This window comes from Paramagnetospirillum magneticum AMB-1 (assembly GCF_000009985.1).
Taxonomy (GTDB): Bacteria; Pseudomonadota; Alphaproteobacteria; order Rhodospirillales; family Magnetospirillaceae; genus Phaeospirillum; species Phaeospirillum magneticum.
Genome location: NC_007626.1, coordinates 1,157,554 through 1,178,039, shown reverse-complemented (window position 1 = coordinate 1,178,039; position 20,486 = coordinate 1,157,554). Strand labels below are relative to the sequence as shown.

The following is a 20,486-nucleotide window of genomic DNA, read 5'->3' as shown; positions in this document are numbered from 1 at the left end:
AACCCTGATTAGTCTGCGGCCTCATCGCGCACCCCGCCTCTCGAAGCCTATTGGAGCGTCCCATGGAATTTTTTCGCCGCCTGACCTTCCTGGTCTGCGCTCCCGCCTTCGATACCGACGACCTTGAGGGCGTGCGCGTCCAGCAGATCATCACCGAGGTCGAGCGCCTGGGCTTCGAGGTGGTGCGCGCCCGGCGGATCGAGGACGCGGAAATCGCGGTGCAGACCGACGCCGCCATCGGCTGCGTCCTGGTGGACTGGGAAAAGGGCGGCAAGGGGGCCGAGGCCACCGAGCTGATCAACCTGATGCGCCGGCGCGGCCTGGAAATGCCCATCGTCATCCTGGTGCGCGGCGAGCGCTTCGAGGATATTCCGGTGGATGTGCTGGATTACATCGACGGTTATGTCTTCCTGGCCGAGGAAACCCCCGAATTCATCGCCAAGAATCTGGTCAGCCGCCTCAAGCAGTTCGCCGAGACCCTGAAGACCCCGTTCTTCGGCGCCTTGGTGGATTACGCCGAGGAAGGCAACCAGCTGTGGACCTGCCCCGGCCATAACGGCGGCATCTTCTACAACCGCAGCCCCATCGGGCGGATCTTCGTCGAGCATCTGGGCGAGGCGGTGTTCCGCGACGATCTCGACAATTCCGTGCTGGAGTTGGGCGACCTCTTGACCCATGAAGGGCCGGCGCTGCAGGCCCAGAAGGAAGCCGCCAAGATCTTCGGGGCCGAGAAAACCTATTTCGTGCTGAACGGCACCTCGGCCTCCAACAAGATCGTGCTGTCGGCCCTGGTGGCCGAGGACGACCTGGTGCTGTTCGACCGCAACAACCACAAAGCCGCCCATCACGGCGCCCTGCTGCTGGGCGGCGGCATTCCCATCTTCCTGGAAACCGACCGCAACGCCATGGGCATGATCGGCCCCATCTACGCCGAGGCCTTCGACGAGCAGGCCATCCGCGCCAAGATCCGCGACAATCCCCTGGTCAAGGACCCGGAGGCCTGGAAGAAGCCCCGCCCCTTCCGGGTGGCGGTCATCGAGCAGTGCACCTATGACGGCACCATTTACAGCGCCGAGCACATTCTCGAACGGATCGGCCACCTGTGCGACTACATCCTGTTCGACGAGGCCTGGGCCGGCTTCCTCAAGTTCCACCCGCTGTTCCGGGGGTGCTACGGCATGGGGCTGAAGGACCGCCTGGACGAGGATTCGCCCGGCATCATCTCGACCCAGTCCACCCACAAGCAGATGGCCGGCTTCTCCCAGGCGTCGCAGATCCACGTGCGCGACCGCCACATCAAGGGCCAAAGCCGCCGCATCGAGCACCGCCGCTTCAACGAGACCTTCCTGCTGCACGCCTCGACCTCGCCGTTCTACCCGCTGTTCGCGTCGCTGGACGTGGGAGCCCAGATGATGCGCGGACGCTCGGGCGAGGTGCTGTGGGACGACACCATCGATCTCGGCATCGAACTGCGCAAGAAGGTCCGGGCCATCAAGCGCGAATTCGTCGAGAAGGAAAAGGACAGTGCCCGCCACTGGTTCTTCGAGCCTTTCGTACCCGACCGGGTGCCCTCGCCCGAAGGCGGCGAGACCATGGTGGCCTGGGAGGACCTGCCCACCGAGACCATCGCCGCCGATCCGCGCTACTGGGAATTCACCCCCGGCGCCCGCTGGCACGGCTTCAAGCATGTGAGCCGGTCGGGCTATGCCATGACCGACCCCAACAAGCTGACCCTGATCACCCCCGGCTTCAACCGCGACACCGGGGCCTATGCCGAATACGGCATCCCCGCCCCGGTGGTGGCCCAATACCTGCGTGAAAACCGGGTGGTGCCGGAAAAGAACGACCTTAATTCCATGCTGTTCCTGCTGACGCCGGGCGTGGAATCCAGCAAGGCGGGCACCCTGCTCAGCTCGCTGGTGGCCTTCAAGCGCCGCCACGACGACAATGCCCTGCTGGACGATGCCATCCCCGAATTCGTCCGGCGGCGGCCCCAGCGCTATCGCGGCCTGCGTATCCAGGACCTGTGCGCCGAGATGCACGCCTTCTTCCGCGACCGCAACGTCAGCACCTTGCAACGCGCCCAGTTCTCGCCCGAGCACCGCCCCCACATGGTGATGCGCCCCAACGACGCGGTGCGCATGCTGACCCGCAATCAGGTGGATTACCTGCCCATCGACCAGATCGACGGGCGCATCGCCACCACCTTGTGGGTGGTCTATCCCCCCGGCATCGCCACCATCATCCCCGGTGAGCGCCTGTGCGAGCGCGCCCGGCCCATGCTCGACTACCTCAAGATGTTCGAGCGCAGCGCCAACCTGTTCCCCGGCTTCGAAGCCGAGATTCAGGGGCTTTACCGCGAAATCGAACCGGACGGGTCCATCCGCTTTTACACCTACGTCGCCAAGGAGTAGGCAGTAGCTCTTACAAATAGATACAGGCTTCACCAATAAACAACGAGCAAGCCACAGAGCCTCGGTTAATTTTTTATTTCACAGCACTTAAGCTGTTTGATGACGCGAGGAATGGAGCGATAAACCACAGTGACGCCATGCTGCTCATTGTTGCAGCACGGTGACGAAGGTTTATCGCCCCCTCCCCGCCCGAGGTTCGTAATGGCAATTATTGATTCGTTTGTTGGCAGCAGCAAGATATCCGCCCGCGACCTGAATGTTCATTACGGTGAAAAACAAGCTCTATTCGACGTGAACCTGGATATTCCGGTCGGGCAGGTGACCGCCCTGATCGGCCCCTCGGGTTGCGGCAAGTCCACCTTCCTGCGCTGCATCAACCGGATGAACGATCTGGTCGAAATCGCCCGGGTTAGCGGCTCGCTGTTCCTGGACGGCATCGACATTCAGGACGCGGCCATGGACGTGGTGCAATTGCGCGCCCGGGTTGGCATGGTGTTCCAGCGCCCCAACCCCTTTCCCAAATCCATCTACGAGAACGTCGCTTTCGGCCCCCGGCTGCACGGCCTGGCCGCCGGCGCCGACGAACTGGACGAGATCGTCATCTCCAGCCTCGACAAGGCCGGGCTGTGGGGCGAGGTCAAGGATCGCATGGGCGAGACCGGCACCAGCCTGTCGGGCGGACAGCAGCAGCGGCTGTGCATCGCCCGCGCCATTGCCGTGGCCCCCGAGGTTATCTTGATGGACGAGCCCTGTTCTGCCCTGGACCCCATCGCCACCGCCGCGGTGGAGGAACTGATCGACGAACTGCGCGGCAGCTACACCATCGTCATCGTCACCCATTCCATGCAGCAGGCCGCCCGGGTGTCCCAGCGGACCGGCTTCTTTCACCTCGGCAAGCTGATCGAGATGGGAGAGACCGAGTCCATGTTCACCAGCCCGCAGCACCCCCTGACCCAGGGCTACATCACCGGCCGGTTCGGCTGAGCCCGGCGATTCCAATAGTGAAACTTTTCTGACGGCCCCTCGCTCCGCGTGTTTGTTCATGACCGATTTGGCATGATGCCGCCGTGCGGTCGCCGTTTGGGGCGGCCGCGGATCACAAAGCCGCGTCATGTCCCATGATATCGAACTGAACCCCCGATTTCCCGGCCTTCACGTGGCGTTTCAGGCCATCGTGAACGTCCATACCGGGCAATGCTTCGGTCACGAGGCCTTGCTGCGCGGCTGGGAGGGCAGCCCGCAGGAGAGCGCCACCTGGTTGCTCGACCGATGCCATGCGGCCGGCCACCTGCTGGACCTGGAGATCGCCGTGCGCGCCACCATCGGCGAGATGGCCCCCCGCTACCCCACCCTCACCCAGGGCGCCCTCTTCCTCAATCTGGACGCACGTGCCGCCGGTCATCTGGACAGATTGCTGGGCGACGTCCAGGGTGCCCTGCAGACCGCCTTCGCCCATGTGGTGACCGAAATCGCCGGCCTGCCGGCCGAGAGTGACGATTCGGCCTATCCCGCCAAGCTCATGCGGCGGGGCGGCGGCATGGTGGCGGTGGACCGGTTCGGAGCCATGCCCCATTCCCTGGCGCTGCTCACCGGCTGCAACCCCGACTTCATCAAGATCGACCGCACCCTGATCGCCGGCCTGGACAGCGACGCCCGCAAGCGCGTGGTCCTGGCCCAGATCATCGGAATGGCCCATACCCTGGGCGTCGAGGTCATCGCCGTCGGCATCGAGAACGGCCGCGAGCTGATGGTCTGCCGGGAACTGGGACTGGATCTGGTTCAGGGCAACTTCATCAGCCCGCCCCAGCTTGACCCGCTGCGTCTCGCCGCCAGCTATCCCCATGTGGAGGTGCTGGCCCGCGACGACCGCCGCCAGCGGCAGATCGACCAGAAATGGGTGCTGCAGCAGATGGATCAGGTTCCGGCCATCCTGGCCGACGCCCCCATGAGCGAGATCTTCGAACGCTTCGCCCGGTCGTCCGACAATGGCTATGCCCCGGTGGTCGACCATTCCGGACGGCCGCTCGGCATCGTGCGCGAACGCGACACCAAGAACTACGCCTATTCCAGCTTCGGCAAGGACCTGATCGCCAACAAATCGCTGGGACGCCAGGTGCGCGACTTCATCGTGCGCTGCCCCATTGCCGATATCGGCACACCCCTGGATCAGATGCTGGCCCTTTATGCCGCCGTGGAGGAGACCGACGGCATCCTGCTCAGCGATCACATGGTCTATCGCGGTTTCTTAAGCGCCCGCTCGCTGATCCGTGCCATGCACGAAAAGACCCTGGCGCGGGCCAGAGACGAGAATCCCTTAAGCAAGTTGCCGGGCAACGTGGTCATCAACGAATACGTGGCCGATTGCGTTACCGGCGGGGCCGGGGCGGTGCTGGCCTACATCGATTTCGACAATTTCAAGCCGTTCAACGACACCTACGGCTTCCGCCAGGGCGACCGGGCCATCCTGCTGTTCGCCGAACTGTGCCGCAAGCGGGCCGATCCCCAGAGCTGGTTCGTGGGCCATATCGGCGGCGACGATTTCTTCGTCGGCATCACCCACACCAACGGCGCCGAGGCCGCCCTGGCCATCGGGGAGCTGATCGGACGCTTCGCCTCCGACGCCGAAAGCTTCTACGACCAGGATGCGCGGCAGCGCCGCTGCATCACCGCCCAGGACCGCGAGGGACACGTCAAGTCCTTCCCCCTGCTGTCGGCCAGCGCCGTACTGTTCGTCCTGCCGCCCGGATGCACCGACATCACCGTGGATGACGTGGCCTCGGCCATTGCCGCGCGCAAGAAGGAGGCCAAGGAGACGCCCTCCAAGCTGGTGGTCATCGAGCCCGCTCCGGCAGGTTAATCGAACATTAACCCGCCGGCCCGCCGCCCCGCGCTATTGTTGCGCCGCAGCATGCCGCTGCTGCTTCCTCGATGAAAGGGATGGCCATGGGGATCTCCGTCGCCGTGTGGACGAGGCGAATCGGGCTTTGGGCGCTGCTGATCGGTCAGACGGCCGGACACGTCCATGGTGCCGAGGCCCCGCAGGCGCTGCGCTTCGCCCTCATCGCCCCGCAATCCCGGCAGGAAATGGAAGCCAATTGGGGGCCGGTGCTGGCCGCCCTGGGCAAGCATCTTGGCCGGCCGGTGATGGCCGAGGTCTCGGCCGATTATGCCGGGGCCATCTGGAATCTGCGGTCCGGCCGGGCGCAACTGGCCTGGCTGGGCAACAAGACCGCCATCGAGGCCGTGGACCTTGCCGGGACGGAGGTATTCGCCAAGGAGACCTATCCCTCGGGCCTGGGCGGCTATTACACCTATCTGATCGTCCCCCGGGATTCGCCCCTGGCCAGTGCCGACGAGGTCATCGCCAAAGCCGTGGATTTGACCTTCGCCCAAGGGGACGTCAACTCGACCTCGGGGACGGTGGTTCCCGGCTATTACCTTTTCGCCAGCCGGCATCTGGAACCCCGCAAGCTGTTCAAGCGCGTGGTCCACGCCAATCACGAGGACAACATCCGCGCGGTGGCCGAGGGGCGTAGCGACGCCGCCACCGTGGCCAGCCTGATCTACGACCAGCTTGGGCGACGCGACCCCGGCACCCTCGCCGCCACCCGGATCGTCTGGCGCTCGCCACTCATTCCCGCCGATCCCCTGGTCCGGCGCCGCGACCTGCCCGCCGCGGACAAGGAGCGGATCGCCGCGTTCTTCTTCGGCTACGGCCAGCCGGCCGCCGGCAAGTCCGCCATGCAACTGGCCGAGGAGCGCAGGGCGATGGACCGCCTCGACATCAGCAGCTTCGTCCCCTCCGACGATGGTCAACTGGTCTCGGTGCGGCTGATCGAGGCGGCCCGGCAACGGACGCAGACCGAGACCGACACCACGCTGCCGCCGGGCGAACGCCAGCGGCGGCTGGCCGATATCAACCGCCGTATCGCCCAATTGGAAGGCCGCTCCGGCGCCATGGAAAGCGGGGGAGGACAATGACCATGCCCTTGGCCCATCGAACGCCGAAATCCATCGGCCGCAAGCTTCTGCTGATCGTTCTGCCGTCCCTGCTGTTCGGCACGGTGGTGATGTTCTCGGCCTTCGAGCATTACAGCGTCCGCGACCGGCTTTCGGCCCTCAACTCCCGCCTGGACAGCTTTGCCATCACCCAGGGAGCCGCACTGGTCAAACCCCTGTGGGAATTCGATTTCGCCGCGGTGCAGCGGCAATTCCAGTCCTACCCCGATGTCCCGGAACTGTTCGAGGCGACGGTCTTCGGCATCGGCGGCGAGATCGTCGCCTCGGCGCAGGGAGGCGACACCGACGGGCGGCGGGACGTTTTCCGCAAGGTCGTGCCCCTGATCCAGCAGACGCCGGGCGGCGAATATCCCGTCGGCCGGCTGGAAGTGGCCTTCCACGACGGAAAGGTGCGCAGCGAACTGGTCCGTCAGCGGGCCGGAGCGGCCATCGTGCTGTCCGGCGCCTTCCTCCTGGTGACCGCCGTCCTGCTGGCGGCGGTGCGCCACCTGGTCACCGGTCCGTTGACCCGGCTGCGCAACTCGCTGCACCACAATGCCTCGGTGCTGATGCGCGAGCCCCTGGTGTGGTCGAGCCGCGACGAGCTGGGCGAGGTGGTCCACGCCTACAACCAGCTCCTGACCGAGATCGACCAGCGAACCGAGGACATTCACCAATTGGCCAATCGGGACCTGCTGACCGGCCTGCCCAACCGGCGCCTGCTGGAGGACCGCATCGGCCACGCCATCGCCCTGGCCGGCCGCCAGAACCGCTCCATCGCGCTGCTGTTCGCCGACATCGACAATTTCAAGGTGGTCAACGACACCCTGGGCCACAAGCAGGGCGATGCCCTGCTCAGGATCATCGCCGACCGGATTCACGACATCATGCGCGGCATGGACACCGTCGCCCGCTGGGGCGGTGACGAATTCGTGATCGTGGTGGAAAGCCTGAACTCGGCGGGCGAGGCCGCCAGCGTCGCCGAGAAGCTGATCGAGACCATCGGCGTGCCGGTCCAACTGGGCAGCAATCTGCTGCGGGTCGGCGTCTCCGTCGGCATCAGCATGTATCCCCAGGACGGCGCCGACATCACCACCTTGATCAAGAACGCCGACATGGCCCTGTTCGAGGCCAAGGGACGGGGGCGCAACACCTTCCACTTCTTCGACCAGGCCATGAATGCCCGGGCCTTGCGCCGCATGGACATCGAGATGGCGCTGCGCCAGGCCATTCCCCAGAATCAGCTGGAGCTGCACTACCAGCCCAAGATCGCCTCGGCCAGCGGCGCCCTGGCCGGCGTGGAGGCCCTGGTCCGCTGGCGCCGCCCCGGCGAGGGGCTGGTGCAGCCCGACGAATTCATTCCCCTGGCCGAGGAAAGCGACCTGATCGTCGCCGTTGGCGAATGGGTTCTCAACGAAGCCTGCCGCCAGATCAGGGACTGGGAGGCTAGAGGCTTCGGCGAGGTGGCCGTGGCGGTCAACCTCTCGCCCCGCCATTTCCTGCACGAGAAGGATGTGGACGGCATCTTCCGCATCGTCGACCAATCCGGCGTCAGACCCGATCTGATCGAGGTCGAGGTCACCGAATCCACCTTCATGCACGAGCCGGAAAAGGTGATCGGCTATCTCAACCGGCTGCGGGACCGGGGGTTCGGCATCGCCATCGACGATTTCGGCAGCGGCTATTCCAGCCTGTCCTACCTGCGGCGCCTGCCCATCACCACCTTGAAGATCGACCGCGCCTTCGTGATGGATATCGAGCACAACGCCGACAATGCCGAGATCATCCGCGCCATCATCGCCATGGCCAATGCCATGGGGCTGGGGCTGATCGCCGAAGGGGTGGAGAACCGGCATCAGTTCGAGTTCCTGCGCCATGCCGATTGCGGCGTGGTCCAGGGCTACTACTTCTCGCGCCCCCTGCCGCCCGCCGATCTCGAAGCGCAACTGGTCCGCCAGGGAGCGGATTCCATGGCGCCGCTATCACTCTCGGCCTCGCAGACTGGGCTGCAGCCCGTCTTCGCCACCAGTTGACGCCCCTTCGGGGGCTTTTGCCCCCGATCCCCCAACCGGGAAGCACAGCTTCCCGGCCCCTTCATCTTTTCAATCCATTGAAATAGAAAGAAACTGGCGGCTCTGAGGCTGTGCCTCCGAACGGGTCTGGGCGGTAGCCCTGCCGCGAAGCGGAGTTTCTCCTCAGCCTGTCAGGCTCCGGCCTGGCGGTGAATGCCCTCGGCCCGCAGACGCAGGGCCAGGGCGTCCAGCTTGTCGGCCGGCAACTCGGCGAACAGCTCGACCCGGCGGCGGATCATCCGCACCGTCTCGGCAAGGCGCGAGCCGCGCTCGGCCAGGGAGCCGCTTTCCATCACCGGATGGGGAATGGGCCAGGACACGATGACCGGCGCCCCGGGCAGGGCGATGGCCCCGCATTGCTCGTAGGGCTCGGTGAGATTGAACACGAAATCCAGGCGGGGGGCATCGGGCGACAGGAAGTCGCCCAGGCCCGCCACGCGGAGGCCCGCCGCCGGAATGCCGGCGATGCGCAGCGCGTCGAAGGTCGCCGCCGGAATCTCCGCCGCCGGCCGGGTGCCGGCGCAATAGGCCTGGAACTCGTCGCCCCGGCAGGCATTCATGGCGGCGGCGGCGATGGGGGCGCGGACGGCCCCCTCGATGCTGACGAACAGCACGCTGACCGTCCTATGGCTAAGCTCGGCCATGTCCCAATCCCCCCTCGCAGGCTGTGGCAACCGCCCCGCACTATACCGGGGGGAAAGAACCGGTGGTGTTACACTTCGCCTGCGATCCTCACCACGGTTTGCGCCCCAGCAGCGAGTTGGTCCGCGCCACCGCCTGGCGGGCGGCGCCCAGCAGGCCTTCCTTGGTGAGGACCGCCGCCGTGGAAATGGTGGTGATCTCGGCGGCCCGGTCCAGCAGGTCGAAGGCCATGGACAATTCGCGTCCCGCGTCCATCAGTCGGCTCCAGTTTTCCATCTCGTCCTCCCCACACATTGTTTGTTTGGCGTGACGTCCGGGCTCAGGCCGCCCGGCTGGCCTGCGACGGGACAGCGGGCTCGCCCACCTCAACGCGCAGCAGATCATTGAAACCGTTGAAGCCGGTCCTGAGGCAGGCGCCATAGGCGCCCAACTGGCCGATCTCGATCCAGTCGCCCTCGGCCGTGTCGGCCGGCAACAGGAAGGGACCGGGCATCCGGTCGAGGGAATCACAGGTCGGCCCGAAGAAGCCGAAGGCCTGAAGCGTCTCGTGGCTTGCGCCGGCGGCCTTGATCAGGCGGCAGGGATAACGCCAAGCCAGGGCCCCGGCATCGGACAGGGTGCCGTAGACTCCGTCGTTGATGAACAGCATGTCGCCACGCCGCGCCTGAACCTGGACCACCAGGGATTGGCAGCCGGCCACCAGGGCGCGTCCGGGCTCGCACCACAGGACGCAGCCGGACGGCAAGCCCATGCGGGCCACGCCGCGCCGGATGGCCGCCATGAAGGCCGCCAGCGGCGGCGGCCGCATGCCGGGATAGGCGACGGGGAAGCCGCCGCCCACATCCAGCACGTCCAGTTGGATTGCGGCGGCGCGGATCACCGCGTCGGCCTGGGCCAGGGCGCGCTCCCAGGCCGAGGGATCGCAGCATTGCGAGCCCACGTGGAACGACAGCCCGACCCGGCCCACGGCGGCGCAGCGGCGCAGCAGCCGGACGGCGTCGTCCGCCGACGCGCCGAATTTGCCCGACAGGTCGAGGCGGGCGTCGCCCTTGGCCAGCCCCAGGCGCACGATCAGCCGCAGATCCGAGGCGCCCTCGGTCTCCGCCACGATCTTGTCCAGCTCCCCGGCGCCGTCGAGGACGAAGTCGCGCACGCCGTGCAGGCCATAGGCCTCGCGGATGGCCGAGCGCGCCTTCACCGGGTGCATGAAGTGAATGCCGGCCTCGGGGAACAGGCGGCGCACCAGCCTGACCTCGGCGATGGAGGCGGCATCGAAATGCCCGATCCCCCCCGCCGCCAGGGCGCGCAGCACGGCCTCGTCCGGATTGCACTTCACCGCATAGAGCACCTGGCCGGGGAAGCTGTCGACGAAGCGGGCCGCCTCCCGGCTGGCCTTGGCCGGGCGCAGGCACAGCATGGGCACCTCGGGGCGCAGGGCCAGCACTGCGGCGCGCACCGACGGCAAAGCTCCGGTGCTGCCGAAGAGGGAACGGGTGCGGGCGTGATAGCGGGCGACGGTCATGGCGGCAACTCCCCCCAACAGGGATGAATCCACCCGCTCCCCGGACAGGGCCGGGAAACGGAACCCTTCAGTATGCGGATGGCGGGCGTTCGGTCAGAGGAACGCCGAAACCGTCGTCACATACTGAAACGAGACTGAGGATCGAATTGGGGGATTACGCCCAAGCCGCGGGTCGTCAACATGTCCACCTCCCTTTCGGGTACCGGCCCATTTCTGCCGGCTCCTCCAAAAAGGACGCGTTCGTCGTTGCATAACCTACAAAGGGCCATCGGCACGTGCGTGTGCGTCACTAAGATGAATCTAATCCTTCCCGAGGACCGGGACAAGCCCCTGAAATATTACAATTTATCCAGGGGCCGCAGGGTCAGGTACTGCCACAGGATCGAGGCCGCCGCCAGGGCGGTGATCTCGGAAACGTCATAGGCCGGCGCCACCTCGACCACGTCCATGCCGACGAAGCGGAGTCCCGCCAGACGGCGCAGGATGGCCATCACCTGCCAGGTGAACAGCCCGCCCACCTCGGGCGTGCCGGTGCCCGGCGCCTGGCCGGGATCGATGGCGTCGATGTCGAAGCTGAGATAGGTCAGCCCCTCACCCACCACCCGGCCGATGGCTTCGGCCACCCATTGCGGCCCCTGGGCGTGGACCTGCTCGGCGGTGACGATGGTGACGCCCTGCCCCACCGTCCAGTCGTACACCTCGCGCGGCATGGGCGAGCGGATGCCGATCTGGATCATGCGCCGGGGATCCACCAGCCCTTCCCGCAAGGCATGAAAGAACGGCGAGCCATGAGCCAGCTTCTGGCCGAAATTATCGGGCCAGGTGTCGATATGGGCGTCGAAATGCACCAGCCCCACCGGGCCGGTGCGCTTGACCAGGGCCCGCAGCAGGGCCAGGGTGATGGTGTGGTCGCCGCCCACGGCCAGCAGGTGGCCGATGCCCGCCGCCTGCTGCTCGATCATCTCCAGCGACCTGGGGATGTCGCCCAGCGCCAGGGAAAAATCGCCCAGATCGGCGATGGACATTTGGGCCGGATCGCTCCAGCCGGCGGGATTGGCGCCGTCGGCCAGCATGCGGCTGGCGCGGCGCACCGCCTGCGGCCCCTCGCGGGCTCCCGAACGGTTGGTCACGCCAAGATCGAAGGGAATGCCGGCGATGCAGAATGTCGCGGTGCCCGGGTCCGACGCGCACCCGCCCAGAAAACGGGGGGGAAGGGAAAATGTCGGCAGCACGCATTCCTCCTTTGAATGTCGGACCCCACCCCGAAAGAGACGAGAAAGGCCGCTGTGCCGAAAGAAGGTGGGAAAAGTATCTCTCCGTTTCCGATCACGACGCAAGGCCGGATCAAGGGCCTGTCACGAAACGATCACTTCACGTCACGGGTGTTCTTGCCCAGGGTGGCGCGGTTTCTTTCCTATGGGAACGGAGGTCATGCCTTGGACGACATCGATTGCGCGGCGGAACGAATCGAAGCTTTCAGAGACGTGGCGCTGAAGGCCGTTCTGAACAGGATGACAGGGCCGCGCTCCTCGGGAATCTGCAAGACCTGCTATGACCCCATCGAGCCCCAGCGGATCGCCGTCAATCCCCACGCCCGACACTGCAGCTTCTGCGCCGCCGAGGAAGAGCAGGCGCAACGCCAGGCCCGGCTGTGCGGCCCGCGCCGGGGATAGGCTCCGGCCTCTAATTGGCCAGGAACATGTCGTAGGTGGTGAGCAGCACCTCGAGGACGATCAGGGCGACGATATACCACTCGACCTTCATGCTGCTGCGCGTCTGGATCAGGTCCAGCAGGGTCTCCGCCGTGTCGGAGATCACCTCCAGCTTGCGGTCCAGGGCCTTGTCCCGGGCGGTCAGGTCGTATTCCCGTTCCAGGCGGACGAACAGGCGCTCCAACTCCGGCTTGATCCACAGCACTTCCGGGCTTTCCAGCAATTGGACGCGCCCCACCATCCGGTGCTCGGCCAGCAGGACCTCGCCGATCTGAACCAGCAGGTCCTTGGTCTTCAGGCGGCGCAGATTGCCGCGGGCCAGCGAGGCGGCCAGGGGCTCGATGGCATCGAACACCCGGGCGATGCGGGTCTCGTAATGTTCGAGGACCAGTTCGCGGGCCAGCACCTCGGCCACCAGTTGCAGGCGTTCGGGACAGGCATCGGACAGATAGATCCGCCCCTCCTTGTCCAGGTGGTCGTCGCCGTCGGGGGCGATCACCACCTCGGCCGATTCCCGCTCCTGCACCGGCAGCGGCTCGGCGACCAGCTTGCCCAGCGAGGTCAGGAAGACCGCTTCCTCCATGGGGTCGAGGTTGAACAGCACCACCACGCCATAGCGGAACAGCACCGCATGCCCCGCCCGCCCGGCGCGGATGATCAGCGGCGCGGTGGCCAGCACCACGCCTTCCTCCAGGCGCCGGGTGTCGAGCCTTTCGCCCAGAAGAAGGACCTGGACGCCAAGATGGGTCCGGGAAGACGGGAGAGGAGCGGCGACGTCGGTCATGGAGTGGAACTTTCCGGGGTGATTCCCGCCCCCTGGGCTGCGGCCCAGGAGCGGGCACGGCAATCAGGATTTCGCCAGGGCCTGGGCAACCACCATGCGGACCCAAGCCGCCCGCGACAGACCCAGGGCTTCGGCCCGGGCATCCACCTGGGGAAGCTGCTGATCATCGAAGCGGATGATCACGGCCTCTTTCTTCTTCTTATCCTTTTTCTTGTCCTTTTTCTTGTCCTTCTTCACCTTCTTAGCCACCTTGTCGCCGTCGGCGACCTCTTCGGCGACCGGCTCCGGCGCCACGGCCGGCTTGGCCTTCACCGCCTTGGGCGCGGCTTTCTTGGCCTTGGGCGCGGCTTTCTTGGCCTTGGGCGAAGCGGCTGGCTTGGCTCCGGCCTTCTTCTTCGCCACCACGGGCTTGGCGGCGGGTTCCGCTGCGGCGGCGGGCTGGGGAGCCTCGGTGACTTCGGGAGCGGGAGCGGGAGCAGCGTCGGGCTGCGCCGCGGCCGGCTTCTTGGACTTGTTCGGGGGGGTCATGATTGCCTCCAGGGCGGAGCGGCGAACGCCGCGTTATGGAGGTAACTGTATATCGAAGCGATATCGCTTTCAAGCGCAATCCGCGATCGCCCGCGAGCCCCGGGCCGGGGCTATTCCGGCCTGGAGATGGTCTTGAGCTCCTCCATGTTCTCCCTCACCCGCTGGTTCAGGACGGCGGCGGCCTTTTCCGAGGCGGCGGCCAGCATTTCCGACATGCGGCGAAGATTGTCCAGGGTGTGTTCGGTGGCCGTCCGGGCGATCTCGGCCTGTTTGGAAAAGGCCTCCTCGGGGGCCGAGACCAGCTTGGCGCTTTCCTGGATGGCGGCATGGAGAATTTCGTTCTGCCGCTTGAAGACCGCGTGAAAGGCGTCGATGGCGTGCTGATTGGCCTCTTCCAGCGCCGCGAGATTCCTTGCCTGGCTTTCCAGCATGGCCTTGACGCCGTCATTGGACACGGGCAGCGACGACAGCAGCTTGGCGAAATCGGTTCCGATCCAGAAATTCTGAAGCACGCGTCGCCTCCATGCGGGTTTTCCAACGGGGTGTGGCATTATCGATGGGCATTGGCCGAAGGCTCGTGAAGATTTGATGTCATGGGATGACCGTGCCGGTGACCATTCCATGACAACTTTCAGACGGCTGAAGGCGCACCCTTGAATTCGCCGGGCCGCTTGCGCATGGTCTTTGGCTTTCCACCCCATAATTCGGGCGAGAATTGATGTCGCTGTTGGCCGTGACCGAATTGCTGAGCAAGCACAAGATCATCGAGGACATGCTGCGGGCCCAGGCCACGCGCCGCCCGGAACTGGTCGAGACGGTGGTGCACAACCAGCACACCGCCGAGCTGCGGATGCTGCTGTCCCGGCTGTCGGCCGGCGAGATCGGCCGGTCACTGGAAAGCGTTTCCCCCGACGACGCCAGGCTGCTGTGGCGCCATGTGGCGCAGGACCGCATGAACGATGTTCTGTGGGAGGTCTCCAGCGCGCTGGGCGAGCATCTGGCGGGCAATGTCGAGCCGCAATTCCTCAGCGGCGAGGTCACGGCCTGTGAACTGGTGGACGGCCGCATGCGGATCATCCAGGTGGTGTCGCGCAGCGAGATGGAAGGGCTGCGGCCGATCTGGATCGATACCCTGGGCGCCTCCAAGTCGGAACGGGGCTGGCTCGGGCGGCATTTCGGCCTGGAACTGCCCGACCCCGAGGATCTGACCGATCTGGAGGTCAGCGCCCGCTTCTATGTGGAGGAGAACGGCGAGCTTCACCTCCACTCCAATTTCCTGCTGGACCGCGACGGCCAGTCCCGCAGCGTGCCGGTGGCCTTCATCGTCCATGCCGACACCCTGTTCACCGTGCGCAGCGAGGAGCTGCCGGTGTTCCGCCTGCAGAGGCTGCGCATGCGCAGCCAGCCGGGCGAAGTGTCCGATTGCAAGGACCTGCTGCTGGCCCTTTACGGCGCCGACATCGAATATTCCGCCGACGCCCTTGAAGACACCTACGAAACGCTGCGCCGGGTCGGCCGCAAGGTGTTGAGCGAGAACATCAGCGATTCCGACGCCGCCCGCATCCTGGGCAACATCGCCGAGGAGGAGGACCTCAACGGCCGGATTCGCGGCAACATGCTCGATACCCAGCGCGCCGTCTCATTCCTGCTGCGCGGCCGCCTGCTCAACACCATGCAGATGGAAGACGCCCGCGAGATCATCCGCGACATCGAATCGCTGAACACCCATACGGCGTTCCTGTTCGAAAAGATCAACTTCCTGATGGATGCGACGGTGGGCTTCATCAACATCAACCAGAACCGCCGGGTCTCGCAGCTGACGGTGGCCGGCGTGGTGTTCATGCCGCTCAACGTGCTGGCCGGCATCGGCGGAATGTCGGAATTCTCCATGATGACCCAGGGCGTTCCCTGGCCCCTGTCCTATGGCGCCTTCACCGCCGGAATGATCCTGGTGGGATGGGGGACCTATACGGTCCTCAAGGTCTTCGAGGCCCGAAACGCCAAGAGACGGGCCAAGGCCTGACCCGGCGCCCTCAGCGCAGGGCCGGCAGCCCCCGCAGATAGCCCACCGCGCCGCGCTGGTCGACGCGCTTGCGCATCTCGTCGCGGATCTCGGGGGGATACTTGGCCAGATCCTCGGCGGCGCCGGGATGCTGGAGGTTGGACAGGATATAGGCGTGGCGCCCCAAGCCCTCGACCACGGCAAGGCCGGTCCATTCGGCGCCGATGGGCGCCCAGGCCAGCCGGGTCAGCGCCCCATTGTCGACATTGTAGGCCCAGAGATAATTATTCAGGTGGTTCCCGCTGTCCTCGCCGATGAACAAGGTGCGCAGGGCCGGCGAGAACTTGAGATTGTCGGGGTTGGCCACCTTGTCGGTATGGCACTTGTCGTGGCGGTTGCCGCCCCCCTCGGCATTGCGCTCCCCCAGCACCAGGGCCGACATGTCCGTCGCCACCCAGTCGCTGGCGATGGGCCGCCCGTCGCTGTCGTACTGGCCCGGCCACAGGCTGCTCTGGTAGACGATGCCACAGGTCAGGTCCTTCTCGTCCCCGGTCAGGCGGATGTCGTCTTGCGGCCGCTCTGCGTTGCGGCCATCGAGCATGCCGCCTTCCACATAGGACATGGCGGTGAACAGCCGGCGCCCGGCGCCGTCATGGGTCTGGCCTTCCATCTTGGTGAACTCGGTGGTGGCGCCCAGCCAGGCGGCATAGCGCCGGGTCTCAAGGAACGCCGCCGCCAGTTCCATGCCGGGGCGCGGACGCAGATATTCCAGCCGGGGCTTGGCCCCCGTCCCCGGATAGGCGTAGACCGGGCGAAAGCCCTCGGCCGGCGCATCGGCGGTGTCGAAAATCTCGTCGAAGGAAATGCCGCGATCCACCAGGGCCTTGATCTCGGCATCGCTGGCATGCCCCAGCCGGATCCAGGCCAGACGGGCGCGGCCGCCATTGGCGCCGTCCACCTGCCGCCATTTGGCGGCGTAAAGGCTTCCCGACGACAGGTCGCCGACGCGGTCGGCCACGAACATGAACAGGCCGACATCGCGGCCGTCGTCGCCGAAATAGGCGGTGCGTCCGTCCTCCTGAATGTCGGCCAGTTCGAAGGACAGGCGGCCGGTGGCGTAGTGCTTGGTCGGCACGGCCCTGCCGCCGGACATGGCCACTTCCACCAGATGGCCGTAGCGATAGGGCTTGGCCCCGCCCTGGGCGGCGGTCTTGCCGGGCGTGCCCAGGAACAGGTTCATGGCCTCCAGCGGCTTGGCCTGGAAGCTGCGGGCATCGGGCTCGTATTCCTCGCCGCCCAGATGGGTGTTCCACGGCGTCAGGGTCCCGGCGCAGGGTATCCACAGGCCCTCGATGGCCGCCATGTCCACATTGTCCATGCCAAGCGCCGTCAGGCGGCCGGACGTGGCGTCCTGTCCCAGCCGGGTGGCGGCCATGGACATGGGCAGGCGGGCATACATGGTGACCGGGGGCTTGGCCGGGTCCAGGTCGGGGGCCTCGGTCTGGTACTCGAAATGAGTGATCAGCACCGGCCCCGTCCCGGTGACCAGCAGCGAGTTGGCGTCGGGCGAGGCGGCATGGAACGGCCCCCTGGCGGCCCGGCCGCCCTCGTCGGCCAAGGTGGCCGGAATGGCTTTGCCGTGGCGGTCGACCACCAGCCCGGCCCCGCCCTCTCCCGTGCGCAGCAGCACCTCGTAGCTCAAGGGAAAATCGCGGCGGCGGCCGTCTTGATAGGTGACGCGGGCCACCGAGCGGGTCCCGGCCACCACCATCTCCTCGGCGACGCGGGGAGCGGGCGTGGCCGTGAACTCCACCGAGCGGATGGCCGGCTCGGCGGCCAGGGCGCAGCAGGGCAGGCCGAGCAGGCCCGACGCGATGACATGGCGGAACCGCATGATTCCGCCCCCCCTAGGCCTGAAGGCCCGAAGGCGTCATGCGGCTGGCGACGCGCCGCATGGTGTCGCGAATCTCCGGCGATGCCTCGGCCAAGGTCATGGCTAGGCGATAGGCCTCATGACGGTCGAAATCGCGGCCGTGATATTCGGCCTCGATCAGGTCGGTCAGGCGTTTGATATGGCCTCGGACGAGCTTCATGGGATCCCTGGGCGGATGCGGTCGAGGCCCCCATGCTAGCGGCTGGCGATTCCAGAGCAATTTACCGAATCGTTAAATATCTCGGCGTCGGATCAACTCCGCAGCCCCGGCGCCTCGTGCCCGGTGCGCGCCACGTATTCCGTATAGCCGCCGCTGTACTGGTGAACGCCCTCGGGCGTCAGCTCCAGCACCCGGTTGGACAGCGCCGCCAGGAAATGCCGGTCGTGCGACACGAACAGCATGGTGCCCTCATAGGCGGCCAGCGCCTTGATCAGCATCTCCTTGGTGTCGAGGTCGAGGTGGTTGGTGGGCTCGTCGAGCACCAGGAAATTCGGCGGATTGAACAGCATGATCGCCATGACGAGGCGAGCCTTCTCGCCGCCCGATAGGACGCGGCATTTCTTTTCCACATCGTCGCCGGAAAAGCCGAAACAGCCGGCCAGCGCCCGCAACGACCCCTGGTTCGCCACCGGGAAGGCGCTTTCCAGGGCTTCGAACACGGTGGCGTCGCCGTCCAGCAGTTCCATGGCGTGCTGGGAGAAATAGCCCATCCTGACGCTGGCCCCCACGGCGACGGTGCCGCTGTCCGGTTCGGCCGCGCCGGCAATCAGCTTCAGCAGCGTCGACTTGCCCGCGCCATTGACCCCCATGACGCACCAGCGTTCCTTGCGGCGGATGATGAGGTCGAGCCCCTGGTAGATGGCCTTGCTGCCATAGCCCTTGTGCACGTTCTTCAACACCGCCACGTCATCGCCCGAGCGCGGAGCCGGCGGAAAGTCGAAGGCCACGGTCTGGCGCCGCCTGGGCGGCTCGAAGCGCTCGATCTTGTCGAGCTTCTTCACCCGGCTCTGCACCTGGGCGGCGTGGGAGGCCCGGGCCTTGAAGCGCTCAATGAACTTGATCTCCTTGGCCAGCATGGCCTGCTGGCGTTCGAACTGGGCCTGCTGCTGCTTTTCGTTCAGTGCCCGCTGGCGCTCGTAGAAGGCGTAATCGCCGGAATAGGTGGTCAGCGACCCACCGTCGATCTCGATGATCTTGCCGACGATCCGGTTGAGGAATTCGCGATCGTGGGACGTCATCAGCAGGGCGCCGTCATAGCCCTTGAGGAAATCCTCCAGCCAGATCAGGCTTTCGATGTCCAGGTGGTTGCTGGGCTCGTCGAGGAGCATGGCGTCCGGCCGCATGAGCAAAATGCGGCCAAGCGCCACCCGCATCTTCCAGCCACCCGACAGAGCGCCCACGTCGCCGTCCATCATCTCCTGGCTGAAGGAGAGGCCCGCCAGCACTTCGCGGGCGCGGCCCTCCAACTCGTAGCCGCCCAATTCCTCGAAGCGCGCCTGCACTTCGCCAAACCGCTCGATGACGGCATCCATGTCGTCGCGGTCGGGATCGCACATGGCGGCCTCAAGCTCCGCCAGCTCCGCCGCCACCGTGCTGACCGGCCCAGCCCCGTCCATCACTTCCGCCACCGCGCTGCGGCCGGACATTTCACCCACATCCTGGTTGAAATATCCGATGGAGACCTGCTTCTCGATGGAGACCTGCCCCGCATCCGGCACTTCCTCGCCGGTGATCATCCGAAACAGCGTCGTCTTGCCCGCGCCGTTAGGACCGACCAGACCGACCTTTTCGCCCCGGTTGAGGGCGGCGGAGGAATCGAGGAAGAGGATGCGGTGGCTGTTCTGCTTGCTGATATTTTCGAAACGAATCATCTGAGGCTGGGTTCCCTTGGCTCGGCTGGCCCCTTATGCCACAGGATGCCCGGCAGGAAAGAGTCCTGATCGGCCGTTCCGTGCCGCGCTTGTCGAGAAAAGCCCTTCCACGTCGGAAATCTGCGCCGGCCGGGATACGGTCAAAGTCGTACACGCGCGGACGCCCCCCCTTTCCGCAACCGCTAAGTTTTCATTTCCCCGAATCAGTGCCTTGAGCGATAATACTTGGACTATCTCAGAATAGGAGACGAACCATGATCAAGACCATCACTGTCGCGGGCGCCGCCCTTTTGCTCTCCAGCGCGGTGGCCTGGGCTCAGGTTCCTGGTGGCGTTGTCGCCCTGTCACGACTCCGCAAACCACGGGAGCAACCACCCAAGGGATGAGCGACGCCGCCAAGGGCGCCGCGGCCGATGCCAAGGGCGCCGCGGCCGATGCCAAGGGAGGGATGACCGACACCAAGACCGTCCCAGCCCCTGCTCCCGACAAGAAATAGGCAACTCCACTCCGACCCGAGCCGCGCTTCAGTCGTGACGTTAGCTCGGGGCTCGGAGGTGAAAGGCGGTTGGCCGCAGTTCACGCCGGTCCGCATGCGGGCATGAGGAGAGGGCCATATCCCGGTCTCTGATGGCGGTGACGTCATCAGCGCCGGAGAGCCCCCTCCCCAATGCCCGCCCGCGGGGCGGGGCTGCGGTGTCTCCATGCGGCGGCACCCGAACGCCCTGCGTCTTCGCCGGCACGCACGTCCGGCGGCTCGGTCGCAGCCATCTGGGTTGTTTCCGACATGTGAGCCGGATGGCAGCGGATTTCGGAGAATCAGCGCGTCCAGAAACCGCTCCGTAGGACCATTCCCCAGAGGATCGGGCGACTGTAAGCGTTAAAGGAGATGGAGTGCCCCCCCAGTCGAGCGCGCCCCGTGGAATTCGGCCATTTAGCCCCATGGCGGGGTGGCCGCAGGCCTTCTGCATCGTCGCGACGGCCCTGCTCTCCGGCTGTGGCGGAGGTG

Annotated in this window: 18 protein-coding genes; 8 read left to right on the top strand and 10 right to left on the bottom strand. The window is 65.9% G+C overall.

The features are described from left to right. The first annotated feature begins 62 nt into the window (after window positions 1-62). From AMB_RS05630 to AMB_RS23225, 5 genes are all read left to right on the top strand, one after another. Complete coding sequence (locus AMB_RS05630; protein ID WP_011383521.1) at window positions 63-2,414, top strand: Orn/Lys/Arg decarboxylase N-terminal domain-containing protein; 2,352 nt, start codon at window positions 63-65, stop codon at window positions 2,412-2,414. A gap of 201 nt (window positions 2,415-2,615) precedes the next feature. Then, a complete protein-coding gene (gene pstB / locus AMB_RS05625; protein WP_011383520.1) occupies window positions 2,616-3,398 on the top strand; it encodes a phosphate ABC transporter ATP-binding protein PstB in 783 nt (260 codons plus the stop codon). A gap of 127 nt (window positions 3,399-3,525) precedes the next feature. Beyond that, window positions 3,526-5,271, top strand: a complete 1,746-nt coding sequence (locus AMB_RS05620) for a GGDEF domain-containing protein (protein ID WP_011383519.1) — start codon at window positions 3,526-3,528, stop codon at window positions 5,269-5,271. 86 nt (window positions 5,272-5,357) lie between these two features. Then, window positions 5,358-6,395 (top strand): phosphonate ABC transporter substrate-binding protein, encoded by a 1,038-nt coding sequence (locus AMB_RS05615; protein ID WP_011383518.1) that lies wholly within the window; start codon window positions 5,358-5,360, stop codon window positions 6,393-6,395. Continuing rightward, window positions 6,392-8,446 carry a putative bifunctional diguanylate cyclase/phosphodiesterase gene (locus AMB_RS23225; RefSeq protein WP_050750639.1) on the top strand — a complete coding sequence of 685 codons (2,055 nt, stop codon included), beginning with the start codon at window positions 6,392-6,394 and terminating at the stop codon, window positions 8,444-8,446. Before AMB_RS05615 ends, AMB_RS23225 begins: the two co-directional genes overlap by 4 nt. A gap of 170 nt (window positions 8,447-8,616) precedes the next feature. On the opposite strand, the gene AMB_RS05605 is transcribed toward AMB_RS23225, so the two are convergent. The 4 genes from AMB_RS05605 to speB all read right to left on the bottom strand — a co-directional run bounded on the left by AMB_RS05605 (window position 8,617) and on the right by speB (window position 11,881). Further along, entirely contained in the window at window positions 8,617-9,129 is a 513-nt protein-coding gene (locus tag AMB_RS05605; RefSeq protein ID WP_011383516.1) for a protein-tyrosine-phosphatase, read from the bottom strand. An 88-nt stretch (window positions 9,130-9,217) separates the two neighbouring features. Beyond that, window positions 9,218-9,403 (bottom strand): hypothetical protein, encoded by a 186-nt coding sequence (locus AMB_RS24970; RefSeq protein ID WP_148207308.1) that lies wholly within the window; start codon window positions 9,401-9,403, stop codon window positions 9,218-9,220. Window positions 9,404-9,446: 43 nt separating this feature from the next. Next, window positions 9,447-10,649: a type III PLP-dependent enzyme gene (locus AMB_RS05600; protein WP_011383514.1), complete on the bottom strand. Its 1,203-nt coding sequence runs from the start codon at window positions 10,647-10,649 to the stop codon at window positions 9,447-9,449. Window positions 10,650-10,987: 338 nt separating this feature from the next. Continuing rightward, a complete protein-coding gene (gene speB / locus AMB_RS05595) occupies window positions 10,988-11,881 on the bottom strand; it encodes an agmatinase (RefSeq protein ID WP_011383513.1) in 894 nt (297 codons plus the stop codon). A 204-nt stretch (window positions 11,882-12,085) separates the two neighbouring features. On the opposite strand from speB, the gene AMB_RS05590 reads away from it, so the two are divergent. Continuing rightward, window positions 12,086-12,322 carry a TraR/DksA C4-type zinc finger protein gene (locus AMB_RS05590; protein WP_043746117.1) on the top strand — a complete coding sequence of 79 codons (237 nt, stop codon included), beginning with the start codon at window positions 12,086-12,088 and terminating at the stop codon, window positions 12,320-12,322. Window positions 12,323-12,332: 10 nt separating this feature from the next. Here AMB_RS05590 and AMB_RS05585 read toward each other — a convergent pair whose 3' ends face one another. The 3 genes from AMB_RS05585 to phaP form a co-directional block, all read right to left on the bottom strand. After that, window positions 12,333-13,145 carry an RMD1 family protein gene (locus AMB_RS05585; protein WP_011383511.1) on the bottom strand — a complete coding sequence of 271 codons (813 nt, stop codon included), beginning with the start codon at window positions 13,143-13,145 and terminating at the stop codon, window positions 12,333-12,335. 63 nt (window positions 13,146-13,208) lie between these two features. Beyond that, a complete protein-coding gene (locus AMB_RS23220) occupies window positions 13,209-13,673 on the bottom strand; it encodes a hypothetical protein (RefSeq protein ID WP_011383510.1) in 465 nt (154 codons plus the stop codon). Window positions 13,674-13,783: 110 nt separating this feature from the next. Beyond that, window positions 13,784-14,185 carry a TIGR01841 family phasin gene (phaP, locus tag AMB_RS05575; RefSeq protein ID WP_043743531.1) on the bottom strand — a complete coding sequence of 134 codons (402 nt, stop codon included), beginning with the start codon at window positions 14,183-14,185 and terminating at the stop codon, window positions 13,784-13,786. A gap of 206 nt (window positions 14,186-14,391) precedes the next feature. On the opposite strand from phaP, the gene AMB_RS05570 reads away from it, so the two are divergent. After that, a complete protein-coding gene (locus tag AMB_RS05570; RefSeq protein WP_011383507.1) occupies window positions 14,392-15,696 on the top strand; it encodes a magnesium and cobalt transport protein CorA in 1,305 nt (434 codons plus the stop codon). Window positions 15,697-15,706: 10 nt separating this feature from the next. Here AMB_RS05570 and AMB_RS05565 read toward each other — a convergent pair whose 3' ends face one another. From AMB_RS05565 to AMB_RS05555, 3 genes are all read right to left on the bottom strand, one after another. Beyond that, window positions 15,707-17,569 (bottom strand): PhoX family protein, encoded by a 1,863-nt coding sequence (locus tag AMB_RS05565; RefSeq protein ID WP_011383506.1) that lies wholly within the window; start codon window positions 17,567-17,569, stop codon window positions 15,707-15,709. Between the two features lie 13 nt (window positions 17,570-17,582). Then, window positions 17,583-17,768: a hypothetical protein gene (locus tag AMB_RS05560; protein WP_011383505.1), complete on the bottom strand. Its 186-nt coding sequence runs from the start codon at window positions 17,766-17,768 to the stop codon at window positions 17,583-17,585. A 92-nt stretch (window positions 17,769-17,860) separates the two neighbouring features. After that, window positions 17,861-19,480 (bottom strand): ABC-F family ATP-binding cassette domain-containing protein, encoded by a 1,620-nt coding sequence (locus AMB_RS05555; protein ID WP_011383504.1) that lies wholly within the window; start codon window positions 19,478-19,480, stop codon window positions 17,861-17,863. Between the two features lie 254 nt (window positions 19,481-19,734). Here AMB_RS05555 and AMB_RS26725 point away from each other — a divergent pair, with 254 nt between their 5' ends. Beyond that, a complete protein-coding gene (locus AMB_RS26725; RefSeq protein WP_269446058.1) occupies window positions 19,735-19,866 on the top strand; it encodes a hypothetical protein in 132 nt (43 codons plus the stop codon). The last annotated feature ends 620 nt before the right edge of the window (window positions 19,867-20,486 follow it).

Bases quoted from the DNA above. Each gene is read 5' to 3' on its own strand.
- AMB_RS05570 (WP_011383507.1), top strand. From the start codon at position 14,392: ATGTCGCTGTTGGCCGTGACCGAATTGCTGAGCAAGCACAAGATCATC.
- AMB_RS05600 (WP_011383514.1), bottom strand. From the start codon at position 10,649: ATGACCGTCGCCCGCTATCACGCCCGCACCCGTTCCCTCTTCGGCAGC.
- AMB_RS05560 (WP_011383505.1), bottom strand. From the start codon at position 17,768: ATGAAGCTCGTCCGAGGCCATATCAAACGCCTGACCGACCTGATCGAG.
- AMB_RS05605 (WP_011383516.1), bottom strand. From the start codon at position 9,129: ATGGCCGAGCTTAGCCATAGGACGGTCAGCGTGCTGTTCGTCAGCATC.
- pstB (WP_011383520.1), top strand. From the start codon at position 2,616: ATGGCAATTATTGATTCGTTTGTTGGCAGCAGCAAGATATCCGCCCGC.
- AMB_RS05630 (WP_011383521.1), top strand. From the start codon at position 63: ATGGAATTTTTTCGCCGCCTGACCTTCCTGGTCTGCGCTCCCGCCTTC.
- AMB_RS24970 (WP_148207308.1), bottom strand. From the start codon at position 9,403: ATGGAAAACTGGAGCCGACTGATGGACGCGGGACGCGAATTGTCCATG.
- AMB_RS23225 (WP_050750639.1), top strand. From the start codon at position 6,392: ATGACCATGCCCTTGGCCCATCGAACGCCGAAATCCATCGGCCGCAAG.
- AMB_RS26725 (WP_269446058.1), top strand. From the start codon at position 19,735: ATGATCAAGACCATCACTGTCGCGGGCGCCGCCCTTTTGCTCTCCAGC.
- AMB_RS05565 (WP_011383506.1), bottom strand. From the start codon at position 17,569: ATGCGGTTCCGCCATGTCATCGCGTCGGGCCTGCTCGGCCTGCCCTGC.
- AMB_RS05615 (WP_011383518.1), top strand. From the start codon at position 5,358: ATGGGGATCTCCGTCGCCGTGTGGACGAGGCGAATCGGGCTTTGGGCG.
- AMB_RS23220 (WP_011383510.1), bottom strand. From the start codon at position 13,673: ATGACCCCCCCGAACAAGTCCAAGAAGCCGGCCGCGGCGCAGCCCGAC.
- AMB_RS05555 (WP_011383504.1), bottom strand. From the start codon at position 19,480: ATGATTCGTTTCGAAAATATCAGCAAGCAGAACAGCCACCGCATCCTC.
- AMB_RS05585 (WP_011383511.1), bottom strand. From the start codon at position 13,145: ATGACCGACGTCGCCGCTCCTCTCCCGTCTTCCCGGACCCATCTTGGC.
- AMB_RS05620 (WP_011383519.1), top strand. From the start codon at position 3,526: ATGTCCCATGATATCGAACTGAACCCCCGATTTCCCGGCCTTCACGTG.